General features: G+C 70.8%; 15 protein-coding genes. 10 read left to right on the top strand and 5 right to left on the bottom strand.

The window, feature by feature from the left end:
- Positions 1-187: 187 nt before the first annotated feature.
- Both QSK37_RS37710 and QSK37_RS37715 read left to right on the top strand, forming a co-directional pair.
- On the top strand, positions 188-898 hold the full coding sequence (locus QSK37_RS37710) for a helix-turn-helix transcriptional regulator (RefSeq protein ID WP_285630569.1): 711 nt from the start codon (positions 188-190) through the stop codon (positions 896-898).
- Between the two features lie 145 nt (positions 899-1043).
- Positions 1044-2054, top strand: a complete 1011-nt coding sequence (locus QSK37_RS37715) for an aldo/keto reductase (RefSeq protein ID WP_285630572.1) — start codon at positions 1044-1046, stop codon at positions 2052-2054.
- A 305-nt stretch (positions 2055-2359) separates the two neighbouring features.
- Here QSK37_RS37715 and QSK37_RS37720 read toward each other — a convergent pair whose 3' ends face one another.
- The 5 genes from QSK37_RS37720 to QSK37_RS37740 all read right to left on the bottom strand — a co-directional run bounded on the left by QSK37_RS37720 (position 2360) and on the right by QSK37_RS37740 (position 6668).
- Entirely contained in the window at positions 2360-3346 is a 987-nt protein-coding gene (locus QSK37_RS37720; protein ID WP_285630575.1) for a C40 family peptidase, read from the bottom strand.
- A 4-nt stretch (positions 3347-3350) separates the two neighbouring features.
- Complete coding sequence (locus tag QSK37_RS37725) at positions 3351-3680, bottom strand: hypothetical protein (protein WP_285573782.1); 330 nt, start codon at positions 3678-3680, stop codon at positions 3351-3353.
- An 89-nt stretch (positions 3681-3769) separates the two neighbouring features.
- A complete protein-coding gene (locus tag QSK37_RS37730; RefSeq protein WP_285630578.1) occupies positions 3770-4870 on the bottom strand; it encodes an amidohydrolase family protein in 1101 nt (366 codons plus the stop codon).
- Positions 4852-5907 (bottom strand): serine hydrolase domain-containing protein, encoded by a 1056-nt coding sequence (locus QSK37_RS37735; RefSeq protein WP_285630581.1) that lies wholly within the window; start codon positions 5905-5907, stop codon positions 4852-4854. Before QSK37_RS37735 ends, QSK37_RS37730 begins: the two co-directional genes overlap by 19 nt.
- Positions 5904-6668: an IclR family transcriptional regulator gene (locus QSK37_RS37740; RefSeq protein WP_285630584.1), complete on the bottom strand. Its 765-nt coding sequence runs from the start codon at positions 6666-6668 to the stop codon at positions 5904-5906. Before QSK37_RS37740 ends, QSK37_RS37735 begins: the two co-directional genes overlap by 4 nt.
- 163 nt (positions 6669-6831) lie before the next feature.
- Between QSK37_RS37740 and QSK37_RS37745 the strand changes: the two genes are divergently transcribed.
- From QSK37_RS37745 to QSK37_RS37780, 8 genes are read left to right on the top strand one after another with little or no spacing between them, the layout of a single operon-like run.
- Positions 6832-8385: an ABC transporter substrate-binding protein gene (locus QSK37_RS37745; RefSeq protein ID WP_285630587.1), complete on the top strand. Its 1554-nt coding sequence runs from the start codon at positions 6832-6834 to the stop codon at positions 8383-8385.
- Positions 8382-9362, top strand: a complete 981-nt coding sequence (locus QSK37_RS37750) for an ABC transporter permease (RefSeq protein WP_285630589.1) — start codon at positions 8382-8384, stop codon at positions 9360-9362. Before QSK37_RS37745 ends, QSK37_RS37750 begins: the two co-directional genes overlap by 4 nt.
- Positions 9362-10273, top strand: coding sequence for an ABC transporter permease (locus QSK37_RS37755; protein WP_285630591.1), 912 nt, complete (start codon positions 9362-9364; stop codon positions 10271-10273). Before QSK37_RS37750 ends, QSK37_RS37755 begins: the two co-directional genes overlap by 1 nt.
- On the top strand, positions 10270-11523 hold the full coding sequence (locus tag QSK37_RS37760) for a threonine synthase (protein ID WP_285630594.1): 1254 nt from the start codon (positions 10270-10272) through the stop codon (positions 11521-11523). Before QSK37_RS37755 ends, QSK37_RS37760 begins: the two co-directional genes overlap by 4 nt.
- Positions 11520-12680, top strand: a complete 1161-nt coding sequence (locus QSK37_RS37765; protein WP_285630597.1) for a M20 family metallopeptidase — start codon at positions 11520-11522, stop codon at positions 12678-12680. Before QSK37_RS37760 ends, QSK37_RS37765 begins: the two co-directional genes overlap by 4 nt.
- Before the next feature lie 5 nt (positions 12681-12685).
- Positions 12686-13696 (top strand): ABC transporter ATP-binding protein, encoded by a 1011-nt coding sequence (locus tag QSK37_RS37770; RefSeq protein WP_285630600.1) that lies wholly within the window; start codon positions 12686-12688, stop codon positions 13694-13696.
- Positions 13693-14715, top strand: a complete 1023-nt coding sequence (locus QSK37_RS37775; RefSeq protein ID WP_285630603.1) for an ABC transporter ATP-binding protein — start codon at positions 13693-13695, stop codon at positions 14713-14715. Before QSK37_RS37770 ends, QSK37_RS37775 begins: the two co-directional genes overlap by 4 nt.
- A 10-nt stretch (positions 14716-14725) precedes the next feature.
- Positions 14726-15118 (top strand): RidA family protein, encoded by a 393-nt coding sequence (locus tag QSK37_RS37780; protein ID WP_285630606.1) that lies wholly within the window; start codon positions 14726-14728, stop codon positions 15116-15118.
- The last annotated feature ends 21 nt before the right edge of the window (positions 15119-15139 follow it).

A 15139-nucleotide genomic window follows, 5' to 3' on the forward strand; every position in this document is an offset into this window, starting at 1 on the left:
TGAGGTGATCGAGGGTCTGGGGCGGGTGGCCGCGATGTGTCGGGAGACGCTGGGTGACGGGCCGGGAATCAGACGTCCTCTGGCGGAGGATTCGTCCCTCGACATTGTCGAGATCACCTGTTGTGACGATCGGCGGTCGTTTCGTCCGCCGGTCTTGGTCTCCGGGCCCGAGGCCGGGGTCACGCGGATGCTGTTGGTCCGCTCCGGCGGGTTCTTGGCGCGGGTCAACGGCCGTGAGGAGTTCACCGACCCGGTCACGGGATTTGTGCTCCGCCAGGGCGATGAGGTGGCCTTCGCCCACCCGGCCTACACCCGCGACATCAGCACGATGCTCGATCTCGGCCAGGACGTCTACGGTGACCTCCTGCCACCGGCCCAGAATCCTGTCGTACCGGTTACCGCCGCGCTCGACCTGGCCCACCGGCGGCTGGTCTCCGCCTGCCGGGCAGGGATCGACCGCTTCGAGGTCGCCGAGCGGGTGCATCACCTGCTCACCAGGGTCCCCACCCCGCACACTCTGGCACGGACCGGGCGGCGCGCCGCCACTGTCCAGGCGCACCGCAGGCTGGTCGACCACACGCGGGCGGTGCTGATCGACGGGCCGCTGACGGTGAGCCTGGAGGAACTCGGCCGCCAGGTGGGCTGCTCCCCCTTCCACCTCAGCAGGGTGTTCCACCAGGTCACCGGGCAGACCCTCAACCACTACCGCAACCAGCTACGGGTCCGCGCCGTGGCCGAAGACCTCGCCGACGGACACTCCTCACTGCGGACGCTGGCCGCTACCTACGGCTTCGCCGACCAGGCCCACCTGACCCGCGTGTTCCGACAGCACACAGGACAGCTACCCAGCGCGGTCCGGGCGATGCTGAGACCGGCCGGCCCGGATGAGTGGATATGAACAGGAATCTTCTACGCCACCGCGGTACGCCTACGTGATGATCATAAACATGAAGACCTCTACGTTCTCTGTTGCATGCCGTGCCTCGCGTGTACACCGATCTCTCGCACATCTCTTTCCTCTGGGCCAAATGAGAGGGAACTGAGTGAAATACCGCACTATCGGCGCTGACCCGGCGACGCGGCGTGAGGTGAGCGTGCTCAGTCTCGGCGCGATGTTGTTCGGCACGACCATCGACGAGGAGACGTCGTTCGCGATTCTCGATCGGTATGTCGAGGCGGGCGGCACGTTCATCGACACCGCGAACAACTACGCGTACTGGAACACCGGCAGCCAGGGCGGGGAAAGCGAGGCGCTGCTCGGCCGCTGGCGGCGCAGCCGCGGCGTCGGCGAGGAGATCACCATCGCCACCAAGCTCGGCGGCCGGCCGACCGCCACCACCAAGCCGACCGGCTCCACCAGCAGGCTGGTCCCCTCAGACGGCGTTGAGGGGGTGAACGCCAAGGTGATCCGGGAGTCCTCGGCCGCCAGCCGCGAGCGCCTCGGCGTGGAGAGGCTGGACCTGTTGTACGCGCACATCGGGTTCCCGGACGCGCCGTGGCAGGAGATCGTTGAGGCGTTCGGCGCACTGGTCGCAGACGGCACGGTCGGCCTGCTGGGCGCCAGCAACCACTGGGCGTGGAGCCTGGAGCGGGCCAGGAACCTGGCCGCCGCCGCCGGCCTGCCCGGCTACGAGGTCCTCCAGTACCACCACAGCTACCTGCGGCGGCGGGGCGACTTGCCCAGCAGGCGCTCCCCGGACGGGGAGATCGGCACAGTCTCCGGTGACCTGCTCAGCTATGTGCGGGCCGAGCCCGGCCTCGCGCTGGTCGCCTACTCCCCGCTGCTGGGCGGCGCCTACGTACGCCAGGACAAGCCCCTGGACGCCGGCTTCGACCACGCGGGCACGCCCGCCCGCCTCGCGGCGCTGCACCAGGTGGCCGACGAAACCGGGGCGACCCCCAACCAGGTGGTGCTGTCCTGGCTCATCGGCGGCGAGATACCGGTCATCCCCCTGGTCGGCGCGTCCTCGGTGGCGCAACTGGAGGAGAGTCTGGCGGCCGTGGACCTGGAGCTGACCGGGGAGCAGCGCGCCGAACTGGACGCGGCACACTGAGCCTCTCCGTAACGGCCGGCGACGATGTGTGATCGCCAGGACGGCCTGCCCGGTGGCCCAACGCCCGGAAAGCCGCAAAGCCTCGGCTAGAAGTGATCTCGGCCTAGAGATCACTTCTAGCCGAGGCCTCGCGTGTCACCCTCATCCGCACCGATATGACCTGCGCCCGCGGCGTCATCGACGCACTCGCCGACCGAGAAAGGCTCACTGAGCGCCCCGTGAGGTGGGAAGACGGCCGGACCGCGACATTACGTTGCGCGGTGATCTCCTTGCGTCGCCCGGGAAACGCTGCTCTCCGGGTGGGCTCAGGTGGGACGGGCGAAGCCGATGGGGTTCTGGGTTTTGTAATTCTGGATCTGGACGTAACTGCCCGTATGCGGTGCGACGATCATCGTGCCCTTTTCGGGGTCCAAGACGATGCCGACGTGTCCCGGTCCGCTGTTGCCCATGTGGAAGAAGACCAGGTCGCCGGGCTGCTCATGGCCCGCCGGGACCGACGGCTCCTGCTGCCACTGCACGTCGGAGGTGCGCGGAATGTCGATACCCGCGGCGTGGTAGGCCTGCGAGGTGAGACCCGAGCAGTCGAACCGGTCCGGTCCCGCGGCGCCCCACACATAGGGGTCGCCGAGCTTGGTGAGCGCCCAGTTGATTATTTGCTGTGCGCGGGGGTTGGGCGCGAGGGTGCTGGCGTTGGCCGGCACCGGGATGCTGCCGGAGTGCGCGTAGTCGACCGGGGCGGACAGCGGGGTCCCGTGTCCGTTTCCAGGGCCGGTGCCGTTGCCGCTCGACAGGTCGGTGCCGGGCATCAGGTCACGCAACGCGGTCGCGACCGAACTGTCGGCGCTGGTCGCCTCCTTGAGGGCGGCGTCGATGTCGTCCTGGTATCCCTGCTGGATTGTCGCCCGGTCCGTGTCGCGCTTCGTGTCGGTGGGCGGCCGGGTGTCGGTGACCTTGCCGCCCGTGCAGTCGAAACCATTGGCCGTCGCCAGTTGAACGGTCTGCACCAGCTTGTTGTGCGCCTCCGCGAAATTCGTGTACGCGGTGGTCAGCGTGCTCTCCACCTGCGCCAGAATCCTGGAGGACTCCTGCACTTTCAAGTGCTTCGCGTCGATGAACGCGTGCGCCTCGGAGGCCGCGGCGCTGTCCCAGTTTCCGGACACGTGCTGATTGACCGTGAGGAGGTCACCGCCGTGCTTGTCCACCGCGTCCCGCCACTTACCCCACGCGTCGGCGGTGCTCTTGTACTGGTGCGGAGTGGCGTTCAGCAGATCGTCGTAGGTGATGCCGCCCATGTGATCACACTTCCTGGATGCCGGGCGGTGGCACCACCGCGTTGCTGCGCCGGTGCGAGTCCAATTCCGCGTCTACGTAGTTGCCGCGTGTGCGATGGATCCGTTGGCCGATGTCATGGGCGTCGTCGACGATTCCACGAAGATGCGAGGCCCACGCCTCGACGCATTCGTTCAGCGCCGCGGTGGTCTCCCAGCCCCTGTGGGTGTCACCGGCCGCCGCACAGCCGGAGAGGTGTTCGTTGACCTTTCCGGTCAGAATGTCGGCGGCCTCCCGGCTGTACCGGGTGGCGCGCGTCAGGCCCGCGTAATGCACATCGAGCGGCTGCTCCGTCATATCGCACCCCAACCGCATAGCGTCGAAACTGCCGAACCAGGTTAACGCCTCGGACGGGGAATGGGCAGCGGTCGATGATCACCGTTCCGCTATCCCGGCCCTGCCGCGGTGAGCGTCCCGTTTCTTACCGTCGCCACCGGCACGACGTGCGCCTGCGGATCGAGTATCACCCCGCGGGCGTCCTTGTAAGTCCGGTGTGGCGGGGCCGTCTCGGTCAGCCGGAACACGGTCGCGTGGCGCACCACGCCGTCCTCGTCCAGCCAGGGTTCCGCCGCCCCCAGGATGTCGCGCGGTGCGCGGGTCACCGCGGCGACGACGTCGTCGAGCGGCATGCCGCACGCGAGCAGTTTCGTCATCGTCGTCGGCAGATCGTGGACCGGCCCGCGGATGTTCCGGACGTGGACGTCCGTGCTGATCGAGTGCGGGGGGAACCCGGCGGCGATGGCACGGCGCGCGATGTCGGCGGCGAAACTCGCCGCGCCGTGGCCGACGTCCAGCCGGACGCCGCGGTTCAGCGCCCGGTCCAGGGCCGGAGACGGCCGGCCGTCGGCTCGCCAGGGGTGACCGGTCTTGCCGTGGTAGCAGTGGGTCACGACGTCGCCGTCGCCCAGCAGGTCCAGGACGTCCTCGATGAGCGGTGGCGCCTCGCCGATGTGCACCATGAGCGGCAGTCCCGCCTCGCGTGCGACGAGCCGGCCGAGTTGCAGCGGCTGGAGTCCCATCGCGCCGACGATCACTCCGCTGGAGCGGACCTTCACACCGCAGACGATGTCGCGGTGGCGGTCGATCGCCGCGAGCGTGGCGTCGACGTCGACGTCGCGGATGTCGGCGGTCTCCCGCATGTGGACCAGGCCGTACGACCCGATGTTCACCCACGCGCGGATGCGCACCTCGGCAGCGGGGACCACGTACTTGACCAGACCGTTCAGCGTCGCCGCGCCCGCGCTGCCGGCGTCGCCCAGCAGGTGGACGCCGGTGGCCAGGCCGACCTCGTCCGCCGCCACGCCGATCTCGGTCATGCCGTCGTAGACGTGCGCGTGCGCGTCGGCCCATCCCGGGCCGACGAACAGCTCGCCGGGCGGCCCGTCGTCCGGCGTGAGCCGCACCCCGTCCGGACCCGGTGCCAGCCGGGCCGTACGACCGCCGATGACCCGCAGCGGCTCGTCGATGATCATGACGCCGCCAGGCACGCGGTCACCGCCGCGTTGTGGAAGCGCGGCCGGAGCCGGGTGATCGCGTCCGAGTCGCGGGTGGGGTGCACGCGGTTGGTGAGCAGCACCACGAAGACGTCGAGGACGGGGTCGACCCAGATGCTGGTCCCGGTGAAGCCGGTGTGCCCGTACGCCGCCGGGGTCAGCAGGTCGCCGCCGCCGCAGCGGTGCGGGTCGCGGCCCTGCCAGGCGAGGGCCCGCCGCAGCGGGAGCCGGTCGGTCCGCGGCTCGGTCATCACCGCGAGGGTGCGTTCGGCGACGATCCGGCCTCCCGTTCCCCGGCCGCCCCGGCAGAGGGCCTGGCCGAGGGCGGCGAGGTCGTTGAGTGTGCCGAACAGCCCGGCGTGCGCCGCGACGCCCCCGAGCACCTCGGCGTTCTCGTCGTGCACCGTGCCCCGCACGATCCGGCCGCGCCACGGGCAGTCCTCCGTGGCGGCCGCCCGCGCGCGATCCTCCTCCGGCAGCAGGAAACGGGTCTCCTTCATGCCCGCGGGCGCGGTGACGCGCTCGGCGACCAGCGTGTCCAGGGGAGTACCCGACGCCCGCTCGGCGATCAGGCCGAGCACGATGAATCCGGCGGAGCTGTATTCCACGTCCGTGCCGCGCGGGAAGCGCAGTGGCAGCTGCCGCAACGCGGTCAGCAGCTCCGCGCGGGTCGCGCACCGGCGCCACAACGGCTCCTGCCCCGGCAGGCCGGACGTGTGGGTCAGCAGTTCGAAGACGGTGATCTCGGCCTTGTCCGTGCCGGCGTACTCCGGCAGGTGGGCGGCGATCGGATCGTCGAGGGTCAGCGCTCCGGCCTCGACCAGGCTCATCACGGCGAGCCCGGCGATCGGCTTGGTCACCGACGCCAGGTCCCAGAGCGTGTCGTCCCGTACCGGGTCGCCGTCCCACGACAGCGTGCCGAACGTGCCCCGGTCCACGACCCCGGCGCTGCCGCCGTACGCCCATGCCGCTCCGGAGAACGTCCGGTCCGCGCGGGCCCGGGCGATGATGCCGGCGGGGTCCACCGTCATGAACTGTTCCTTTCCGTGGGCATGCCCAGCGCAGTGGAGATGCGGCGGGCCGCCGCCACGACCATCGGGCCGAGCAGCCCGACGTCGTCCTCTTTCAGGGTGAAGGTGAGACCGGAGACGCTGACCCCGGCGATGGCGGTGCCGTGCCGGTCGCGGACCGCGGCGCCGACACAGCGGACGCTGCGCTCGTTCTCCTCCTCGTCGATGGAGTAGCCGCGCTCGCGTACCGCCGCCAGATCGGCCAGCAGCTCGTCCGGCTCGACAAGGGTCGCCGGCGTGTGGCTGATCAGCGGTGACGACGCCGCGATGACGGCGCGCACCTCCTCATCGGGGAGGCCGGCGAGGAGGGCCTTGCCGATGGCCGTGCAGTGCAGCGCGATCTGCATGCCGACCTTGGACGCCATGCGGTACGGCTCCTGGGACTCGACCTTGGCCAGGTACACCGCGACCGTGCCGCTGCGTACCGCGAAGTGAGCGGTGTGCCCGGTCTGGCGCTGCAGGTTCTCCAGGATGGGCCGGGCCACGGCGGCGAGGTCGCGGTCGGCCAGGGCGGAGCCGGCCAGTGCGAGCAGCGCCGGTCCGGAGGCGTACGCGCCGTCGCCGCTCGTGACCGCGTACCCCTCCGCGGTGAGGATCTGCAGGATCCGGTGGGCGGTCGTCTTGTTGATGCCGGTTCGTTCCGCGATGTCGGCGAGCCGCCGGGGTTGGTCGGGGCTGGAAAGGGCGCGCAGGACCGCGAGTGTCTTCTCCACCGAGTTCATTCACGCACCTAAAGGGTTGACCGGCCGGACCGATATGCGGCATATTCAACCATACGACACGGCGTTTCACAATATGAAACGCAAAATGCCCGATCGCGCCCTGTCCGTCACTTCTTTCCCCTTGGGTGCGGCGCTGCGGGAGTTACGAGGAAGGCAGCGAGACGTGACCGAACGCATCACGATGGGCCGCCGTGAGCTGCTGAGATTCGGCGGGCTCGCGGTCGCCGGGATATCCGTGCCGGGCCTGCTGACGGCATGCAAGGCCGGCTCCAACCCCGCGAGCAAGGCGGGCAACGTCCTCCGGGTGACCCAGCCCGCCGACGCGACCACGCTGGACCCGCACAAGCAGGGCGACCTGCCGTCGATGAACGTCCTGATCAACATCTTCGACACCCTGACCGTGCGCGACGTGAACGATCGCCTGGTCGGGGGCATCGCCGAGAGCTGGGAGTCGGTCTCGCCGACGACCTGGCGCTTCCACCTGCGCAGCGGGGTGACCTTCCACAACGGCGAGCCGTGCGACGCCGCCGCGGTGGCGTACAGCCTCCAGCGCCTGATCGACCCGGCGACCAAGTCCCCGATCGTCGAGTTGCGGTTCGTCACCAAGGCCAAGGTCGTCGACGCGCGCACGGTCGACGTGATCACCAGCCAGCCGGACCCGATCCTGCCGCAGAAGGTGTCGCTGTTCGGCGGCGTCATCGTGCCGCCCAAGTACATCAAGGAGAAGGGCGACGCCGCCTTCGCGGCCAACCCCGTCGGCACCGGCCCGTACGTCTTCCAGTCCTGGCAGCGCGACAACCAGATCGTGCTGAAGGCGAACCCGAAGTACTGGGGCGGCAAGCCGGGGGTGGAGCAGGTCACCTTCAAGGTGATGCCGGACGCCGCCTCGTCGCTGGCCGCGTTGCAGTCCGGCGGCGTGGACATCGTGTCCCAGCTCAGCCCGGACGCGGCGCAGCAGCTTGGGAACGGTCCAGGCCTGAAGGTCGTGACCTCCCCGGGGATCCGTACGTTCTTCGTGTCCATCGACACCCTGAGCGGCGGCCCGCTGGGCAAGAAGGAGGTGCGCCAGGCGCTCAACATGGCGCTCGACGTGCCCACGCTCATCAAGTCCGTGCTGAACGGCGCCGGGCAGCAGACCCCCACGCTCATCCCGCACCAGTCGTTCGGCTACGACCCCTCGGTCCAGGCGTTCCCGTACGACCTGGCCAAGGCGAAGAACCTGCTCGCGCAGGCCGGTTACCCGAACGGCTTCACGACCAAGCTGACGGCCTCCGCCGTCGACAAGGACATGGCGCAGGCCATCTCCGGTCAGCTCGCCAAGATCGGCGTGACGGCGAGCGTGTCGATCATGGACGCCGCGACGTTCAAGCAGCGGCTGGTCTCCTCGAACAAGCAGGCCCTCGGCCCGATGTACTTCACCGGCAACACCGGCTGGACGATGGACGCCGAGAGCAACCTGCAGTCGTTCATCCGGCACGACCGCCGGCAGAGCCGCTGGAACAACCCGCAGGCGGACAAGCTCATCGACACCGAAGAGGGCTCGGTCGACTCCGCGACCCGCAAGCAGGCCTTCACCAAGCTCCAGCAGCTCCTCGTGGACGAGGCGCCCTTCCTGTTCCTCTACCAGGCCAGGAGCCTGTTCGCGGTCAACGACCGGGTCCAGTGGAAGACGAACTCGAACGGGACACTCGCCATGGCGAGCGCGAAGCTCACATGAGCGGAGACCTGACGGCCCGGTCCGGGGGGCTGACGCTGCCCCGGATCGGCGACCGCGCGCTCTGGTCCTTCGTCGGCCGGCGGATCGGCCACGCGGTGCTCGTGCTGTTCTGCGTCGCGACCGTGTCGTTCTTCCTCGTCCGGATCTCCGGTGACCCGGTACGCCAGATGCTCCCGCCCGACGCCACGGCGGCGCAGGAGACGGCGCTGCGCGCCCAGCTGGGTCTCGACCAGCCGCTGCTCGGCCAGTACGTCTCCTACATGACAGGCCTGCTGCACCTGGATCTCGGCCAGTCGCTGTTCTTCCACCGCCCGGCGTTCGACGTGATCGCCGAGCGGCTGCCCGCCACGGTCACTCTGGCGGCCGGCGCGCTGGTCGTGGTGCTGGTGGTGGCGATCCCGGCCGGCGTGGTGTCCGCCCTGCGGCGCGGCACCGCCACGGACACCACGGTGATGGCGGCCGTCCTGGTCGGTCAGTCGGCGCCCGCGTTCTTCGTGGGCATCCTGCTCATCCTGGTCTTCGCGGTGAACCTCCAGATGCTGCCCGCCTCGGGGATGGGCGGCATCGAGAACCTCGTGCTTCCCGCCGTCACCCTCGGGCTGTACTCCATCGCGATGGTCGCCCGGCTGTTGCGGTCGTCGCTGGTGGACGTGCTGGGCGAGGACTACATCCGTACGGCGCGGGCCAAGGGCCTGACCGGCTGGCGGATCGTGACCGCGCACGGGTTGCGGAACGCCTCCCTCCCCGTGGTCACGGTCGTGGGCCTGGAGATCGGCAACCTGCTCGGCGGAGCGATCCTCACCGAGCAGGTCTTCGCCTGGCCCGGTGTCGGACGGCTGACCGTGGAGGCCGTCACCTACCGCGACTACCCCCTGATGCAGGCGACCGTAATGTTCCTGGCCACGGTGTTCGTGGTCGTGAACCTGCTGGTCGACCTGTCCTACGCCGCCCTCGACCCCCGAGTGAGGCTGAGCTGATGACCACCGCGACGGCCGGGCGGACCGGCGCTCCGGCGCGGCCCGCCTCGAACACCATGTGGCACGCCGTCCGGCGCGCGTTGCGCCGCAACCACGCCGCCAAGGTGGCGATCGGCGTCCTGTTCCTGGTCGTGATCGTCGGAGTGTTCGCGCCGCTGATCGCGCCGCACGACCCGAACGCCCAGAACCTCACCCTCAAGCTCCGTCCGCCCTTCTGGTCGGCCGGGCACCAGCCCGGATATCCGCTCGGCACGGACAATCTCGGCCGCGACGTGCTGAGCCGGATCGTGTACGGCACCCGGATCTCCCTGCTGGTCGGCGTCTCCGCGACGCTGCTGTCCGGTGTCGTGGGCACCGCGGTCGGCCTTGTCAGCGGTTACTACCGCGGATGGCGCGACCAGGTGTTCATGCGGCTCGCCGACATCCAGCTGGCCTTCCCCACGATCCTGCTCGCGCTGGCGATCATCGCGGTGCTCGGCCCGAGCCTCTGGTTCGTCATCCTCGTCCTCGGCCTGACCGGCTGGGTCAACTACGCACGCGTCGTCCGCGCCGAGGTGCTGTCGCTGCGGTCGCGGGAGTTCGTGGTGGCGGCCCGGGCGATCGGCGACAACGACCGGCAGATCATGACCCGCCATCTCCTGCCGAACATCACCGCGCCGCTGGTCACCATCGGTACTCTGCAGGTCGCGGCGATGATCATTGCGGAGGCGTCCCTGGGCTACCTCGGGCTCGGCGTGCCGCCCAGCATCCCGACCTGGGGCGGGATGCTCGCCGACGGGCAGCTCTACCTGCGCAGCGCCTGGTGGATCGCGGTCTTCAGCGGAGCGGCGATCATGCTCACCACACTCTCCATCAACGTAACCGGCGACATGCTCCGGGACGTCGCCGACCCGAAGGCATACACGAAATGAACCTCGCGTCACACTATGTCTGCGACGACTGCCACGCGCGTACGCCGCTGGACACCCCGGCTCTGCTCTGCACGGCGTGCGGCGGGCTGCTGGAGATCGAATACGACCTGACGCGCGCCTCGCGCGAGATCCTCACCCGCGCGGCCGGCCGCCGCGACATCGGCCTGTGGCGCTGGGCCGACCTGCTCCCGGTGACCGACGGGACCGAACCGCTGTACCTGGGCGAGGGGGACACGCCCCTGCTGACCACGCGGCTTCTCGGCGACCGGATCGGCATCCCGAACCTGCGCGTCAAGAACGACACGTTGATGCCGACCGGCAGCTTCAAGGACCGCGGGTTCGCGGTCGCGGTCGGCTTCGCCCGCTCCCTCGGGATCGAGGAGGCGTTCACCTACAGCTCGGGGAACGCCGGCGCGTCGTTCGCGACCTACGCGGCACGCGCCGGCATCGACGCCACGGTCCTCGTCGAGGACGTCGCCAACCCCACGAAGGTCGCGGCGATCAGCCTGTACGGCGCGCGGGTGCTGCGGCTGCGCTACCGCTCCAGCCTGGAGATCTTCGCCGGTGTCAGCGCGCTCGCCGAGGCGGGCTTCTACTCGTTCGTCAACTTCATCAACCCGGTGCGGCACGAGGGCATGAAGACGTACGCCTACGAGATCTGCGAGGCGCTCGGCTGGCGTGCCCCGGACGTGATGGTGCACCCCGTCGGCACCGGCGGCGGCCTGTGGGGCGCGTGGAAGGGCTTTCGCGAACTGCGGCGCATGGGCGTCATCGACCGGCTGCCGCGCATGATCGGCGTCCAGCCCTCCGCCTCCGCGCCGATCGTACGGGCCTTCACCGACGGCCGGACCACCGCCGGCGCGCACGGCGACGCCACGCGGACCGTCGCGCAGAGCATCGCCGGCGACGCGCCGATCCAGGGCGGGGTGCGCGTCCTGCGCGCCATCTACGAGTCCGGCGGCCGGGCGGTCGCGGTCGACGACGGCGACCTGTTCGAGGCGATGCGGCTGCTCGGCGCCGAGGGCGTGACGGCCGAGCCGTCCGCGGCGGCTTCGGTCGCCGCGCTGCTGCGGGCCCGCGCCCAGGGCTGGGTGTCGAAGGACGACGTGGTCGTCGCGGTGGTGACCGGCTCGGGCCAGAAGCAGCCCGACGCGCTGGAACGCGCGGCGCCGCCGCCGGCCGGCGACGTCCGCGCCGACCCGGACGAGCTCCTCGCAGTGTTCGGCGCCCCGGTGAGGAGCGGCGGATGAGCGACGGCGCGACGGTGATCCAACGGCTCGCGACGTGCGTCGCGCTGCCCAGCCCGACCCCGCCGGGCGACGTCACCCGGGTCGCGGACTGGGTGGCCGGCTGGGCCACGGACTTCGGTGCCTCGGTGACACGCCAGCACGTCACCCCGGTCGCGGACAACGTCCTCGCCCGCCTCCGCTTCGGCGACGGACCGCGCGTGGTGTTCAACAGTCACCTGGACGTGGTCGACCCGTCGTCGCAGGACTGGGCGACGCCGCCGTACCAGCCGGTCGTCCGGGACGGGCACATGATCGGGCGGGGCACCTGCGACGCGAAGGGCAGCCTCGTCGCCATGCTCTGCGCCATGGAACGGCTCGCCGCCCGGCCGTCCGGGCTGACCGGCGAGATCCTGCTCACCGCCGTCATGGGCGAGGAGGCCGGCGGGCTCGGCAGCGCGCACCTGGTGGAGCGTGGCCTGCGGGCGGACGCGGCCGTGGTCGGCGAGCCGACCGGGCTGACCGTCGCCCGGGCGCACAAGGGCACGTACATGAAACGCCTGCGGTTCCGCGGCCGGGCGGCGCACAGCGCCTCGCCCTGGCTCGGCCGCAACGCCGTCGCCGACGCGGCGGCGTTCGTGACCGCCTGCGAGGAGGAGACCGAGCGGCTCACCGCCTTCCCGCACGAGGCGCTCGGGCCGGCCACCATGACCGTGACGATCATGTCCGGCGGCGCCCTGCAGAACACCGTCCCGGACGAGGCGACGCTCATCGTCGACCGGCGGCTCGTCCCCGGTGAGACGCACGAGGACTGCGACCGGCGGCTCGCGGCGATGCTGGCCGAGCTGCGCACCGCCCGACCCGGACTGGACGTGGCCGACCCGGAGGTCGTCGTGGCGACCGTCCCGTCCGAGACCGCGGCCGGCGAGCCCGTGGTGGCCGCCGCGCTCGCCGCGCTCGGCGACGCCGGACGGCCCGCCGACCGGGCGACCGGCTTCAACGCCGGCTGCGACATGAGCAAGCTCGTCGGCGCCGGCATCCCGACGGTGATCTGCGGTCCGGGAAGCCTGGCACAGGCCCACCGGCCGGACGAGTCCGTGCCGCTCGACGAACTCGTGGACGCCGTCGACGTCTACGAGGGAATCGCCCGCCGCCTGCTGGCCCGTACCCGGGAGGGGTGACCGCCGTGCCGGTACTCGAGGTCAATGACCTGCATGCGGAGTTCCGCCTGGACACCGGGACGGTCCGTGCCGTCAACGGCGTGTCCTTCTCGGTCGAGCCCGGGCAGACGCTCGCGGTCGTGGGGGAGTCCGGCAGTGGCAAGACCGCCACCGCCCTGTCGATCCTGCGGTTGCATCCCACGCCGCCATGCGTCTACACCGGCGGCGAGATCGTCGCCGGCGGCCGCGACCTGCTGACGCTGCCGGAGCGCGAGATGCGCCAGGTCCGCGGCAACGAGATAGCGATGATCTTCCAGGACCCGATGACCAGCCTCAACCCGGTCAAGACGGTCGGCGCGCAGATCGTCGAGTCGCTGCGCCGGCACCGGTCGCTGCCGCGCGGCGAGGCGCGCGCCCGCGCGGTCGAGGCGCTCCGCGAGGTCGGCATCGCCCACCCGGAGGCGCGCGCGGGCCAGTACCCGCACCAGCTCTCCGGCGGCATGAGGCAGCGTGTCATGATCGCGATGGCGCTCGCCTGCCGGCCGAAGCTCCTCATCGCCGACGAGCCCACGACCGCGCTCGACGTCACCGTTCAGGCGCAGATCATGGAGCTGATGGCCGATCTGCAGGACCGGTTCGGGATGGCGATCGTGCTGATCACGCACGACCTGGGCGTCGTGGCGCAGGTGGCCGACAAGGTTCTGGTCATGTACGCCGGGCGGCCCGTGGAGGCGGCCGGCGCCGACGACCTGTTCGAGCGCCCGAGGATGCCCTACACGCGGGCGCTGCTGGAGTCGATGCCCCGGCCGGACGTCCCCGGCGGCGCGGTCCTCGACCCGATCCGCGGCGCACCGCCCAACCTGCTGGACCTGCCGTCCGGCTGCGCCTTCCACCCACGCTGCGGCTTCGCCCGGCCGGAATGCGCGAGCACCGTACCCGCCCTGGAGGAGAAGGCGCCGGGCCACGCCGCGGCCTGCGTCCTGACCGACGACGACCTCCCGGGAACGAGCGAAGGAAGGCGGGTGAGCGGAACGTGAGCACGCGGGACGAGCCGCTGCTGTCGTTGCGGGGCGTGCGCAAGGAGTTCGCCGGCCGCGGGCCCGGATCGACGGTGCTCGCCGTCGACGACGTCTCGCTGGACGTCCGCCCGGGCGAGACGCTCGGGCTGGTCGGCGAGTCCGGGTGCGGCAAGACGACGCTCGCCCGGCTGATCCTCCGTCTCGTCGACGCGACCGCCGGCGAGATCCGGTTCGGCGGGCGCGACCTGCTGAAACTGTCACAGCGCGAGATGCTGTCGGTGCGTCAGGACCTCCAGGTCGTCCTCCAGGACCCGTACGCCAGCCTGAACCCGCGGATGCGCATCGGGGAGATCGTCGCCGAGCCCCTGATCACCCATCACAAGGTGCCGCGGGGCCGGCGCGGCCGCGCCGCGGCACGGGAACGCGTCGCGGAGCTGCTGGACGCCGTCGGCCTGGACGCCTCGGTCCAGGACCGGTACCCGCACGAGTTCTCCGGCGGACAGCGGCAGCGGATCGGCATCGCCCGCGCGCTGGCCCTCGAACCGAAACTGGTGATCTGCGACGAGCCGACCAGCGCCCTGGACGTGTCGATCCAGGCCCAGATCACCAATCTGCTGCGGCGCCTGCAGCGCGAGCGCGGGCTGACGTACGTCTACGTCTCCCACGACCTGTCGATGATGCGCCAGATGGCCGACCGGGTGGCGGTGATGAACCTCGGCCGCATCGTCGAGCTGGCCGACACCGAGGAGCTCTTCACCAATCCGCGGCACCCGTACTCGCACTCCCTGCTGTCGGCCGCGCCGATCGCCGATCCGAAGGCCGAGCGGGCGCGTCGCCGCATCGTGCTGCGCGGTGAGGCGCCCTCGCCCGCCGACCCTCCGTCCGGGTGCGTCTTCCGCACCCGCTGTCCGGTCGCCCGCGACGAGTGCGACGGTACCCGGCCGCCGCTCGTCGACCACGACGTGCCGGGGCACGCGGTGGCGTGCCTGTACCCGGTCCGCGCGGCGGCGGACCTGCTGAACGAGACCACGAGCTGAAGGAGCATCGATGACACGACAGGAAGTACGGACCGAGGACGCGCCGCGCCCGGCCGGCGCCTACTCACAGGGCATCGTCGCGAACGGGTTCCTCTACACCGCGGGGTTCGGCCCGCAGGACCCGCGCACCGGCGCGGTCGCCGACACCATCGAGGAACAGACCGCGCAGGTCATCCGCAACGTCGAGGCGGTCCTCGCGGCGCGTGGCCTGACGCTGGCCGACGTCGTCAAGGCAACGGTCCACCTGCAGCATCTCCACCGCGACTTCCCGGGCTTCAACGCCACGTACGAGTCGCTCCTGCCGAAGCCCTACCCGGTGCGGACGACGGTCGGTTCCGACCTCGCGAACATCCTCGTCGAGATCGACGTCGTCGCGGCACTGCCGGACGGCTCAGGCGCATAGTGGGGACCGCGTCTCGACCCC

Source organism: Actinoallomurus iriomotensis, from assembly GCF_030269445.1.
Taxonomy (GTDB): domain Bacteria; phylum Actinomycetota; class Actinomycetes; order Streptosporangiales; family Streptosporangiaceae; genus Actinoallomurus; species Actinoallomurus iriomotensis.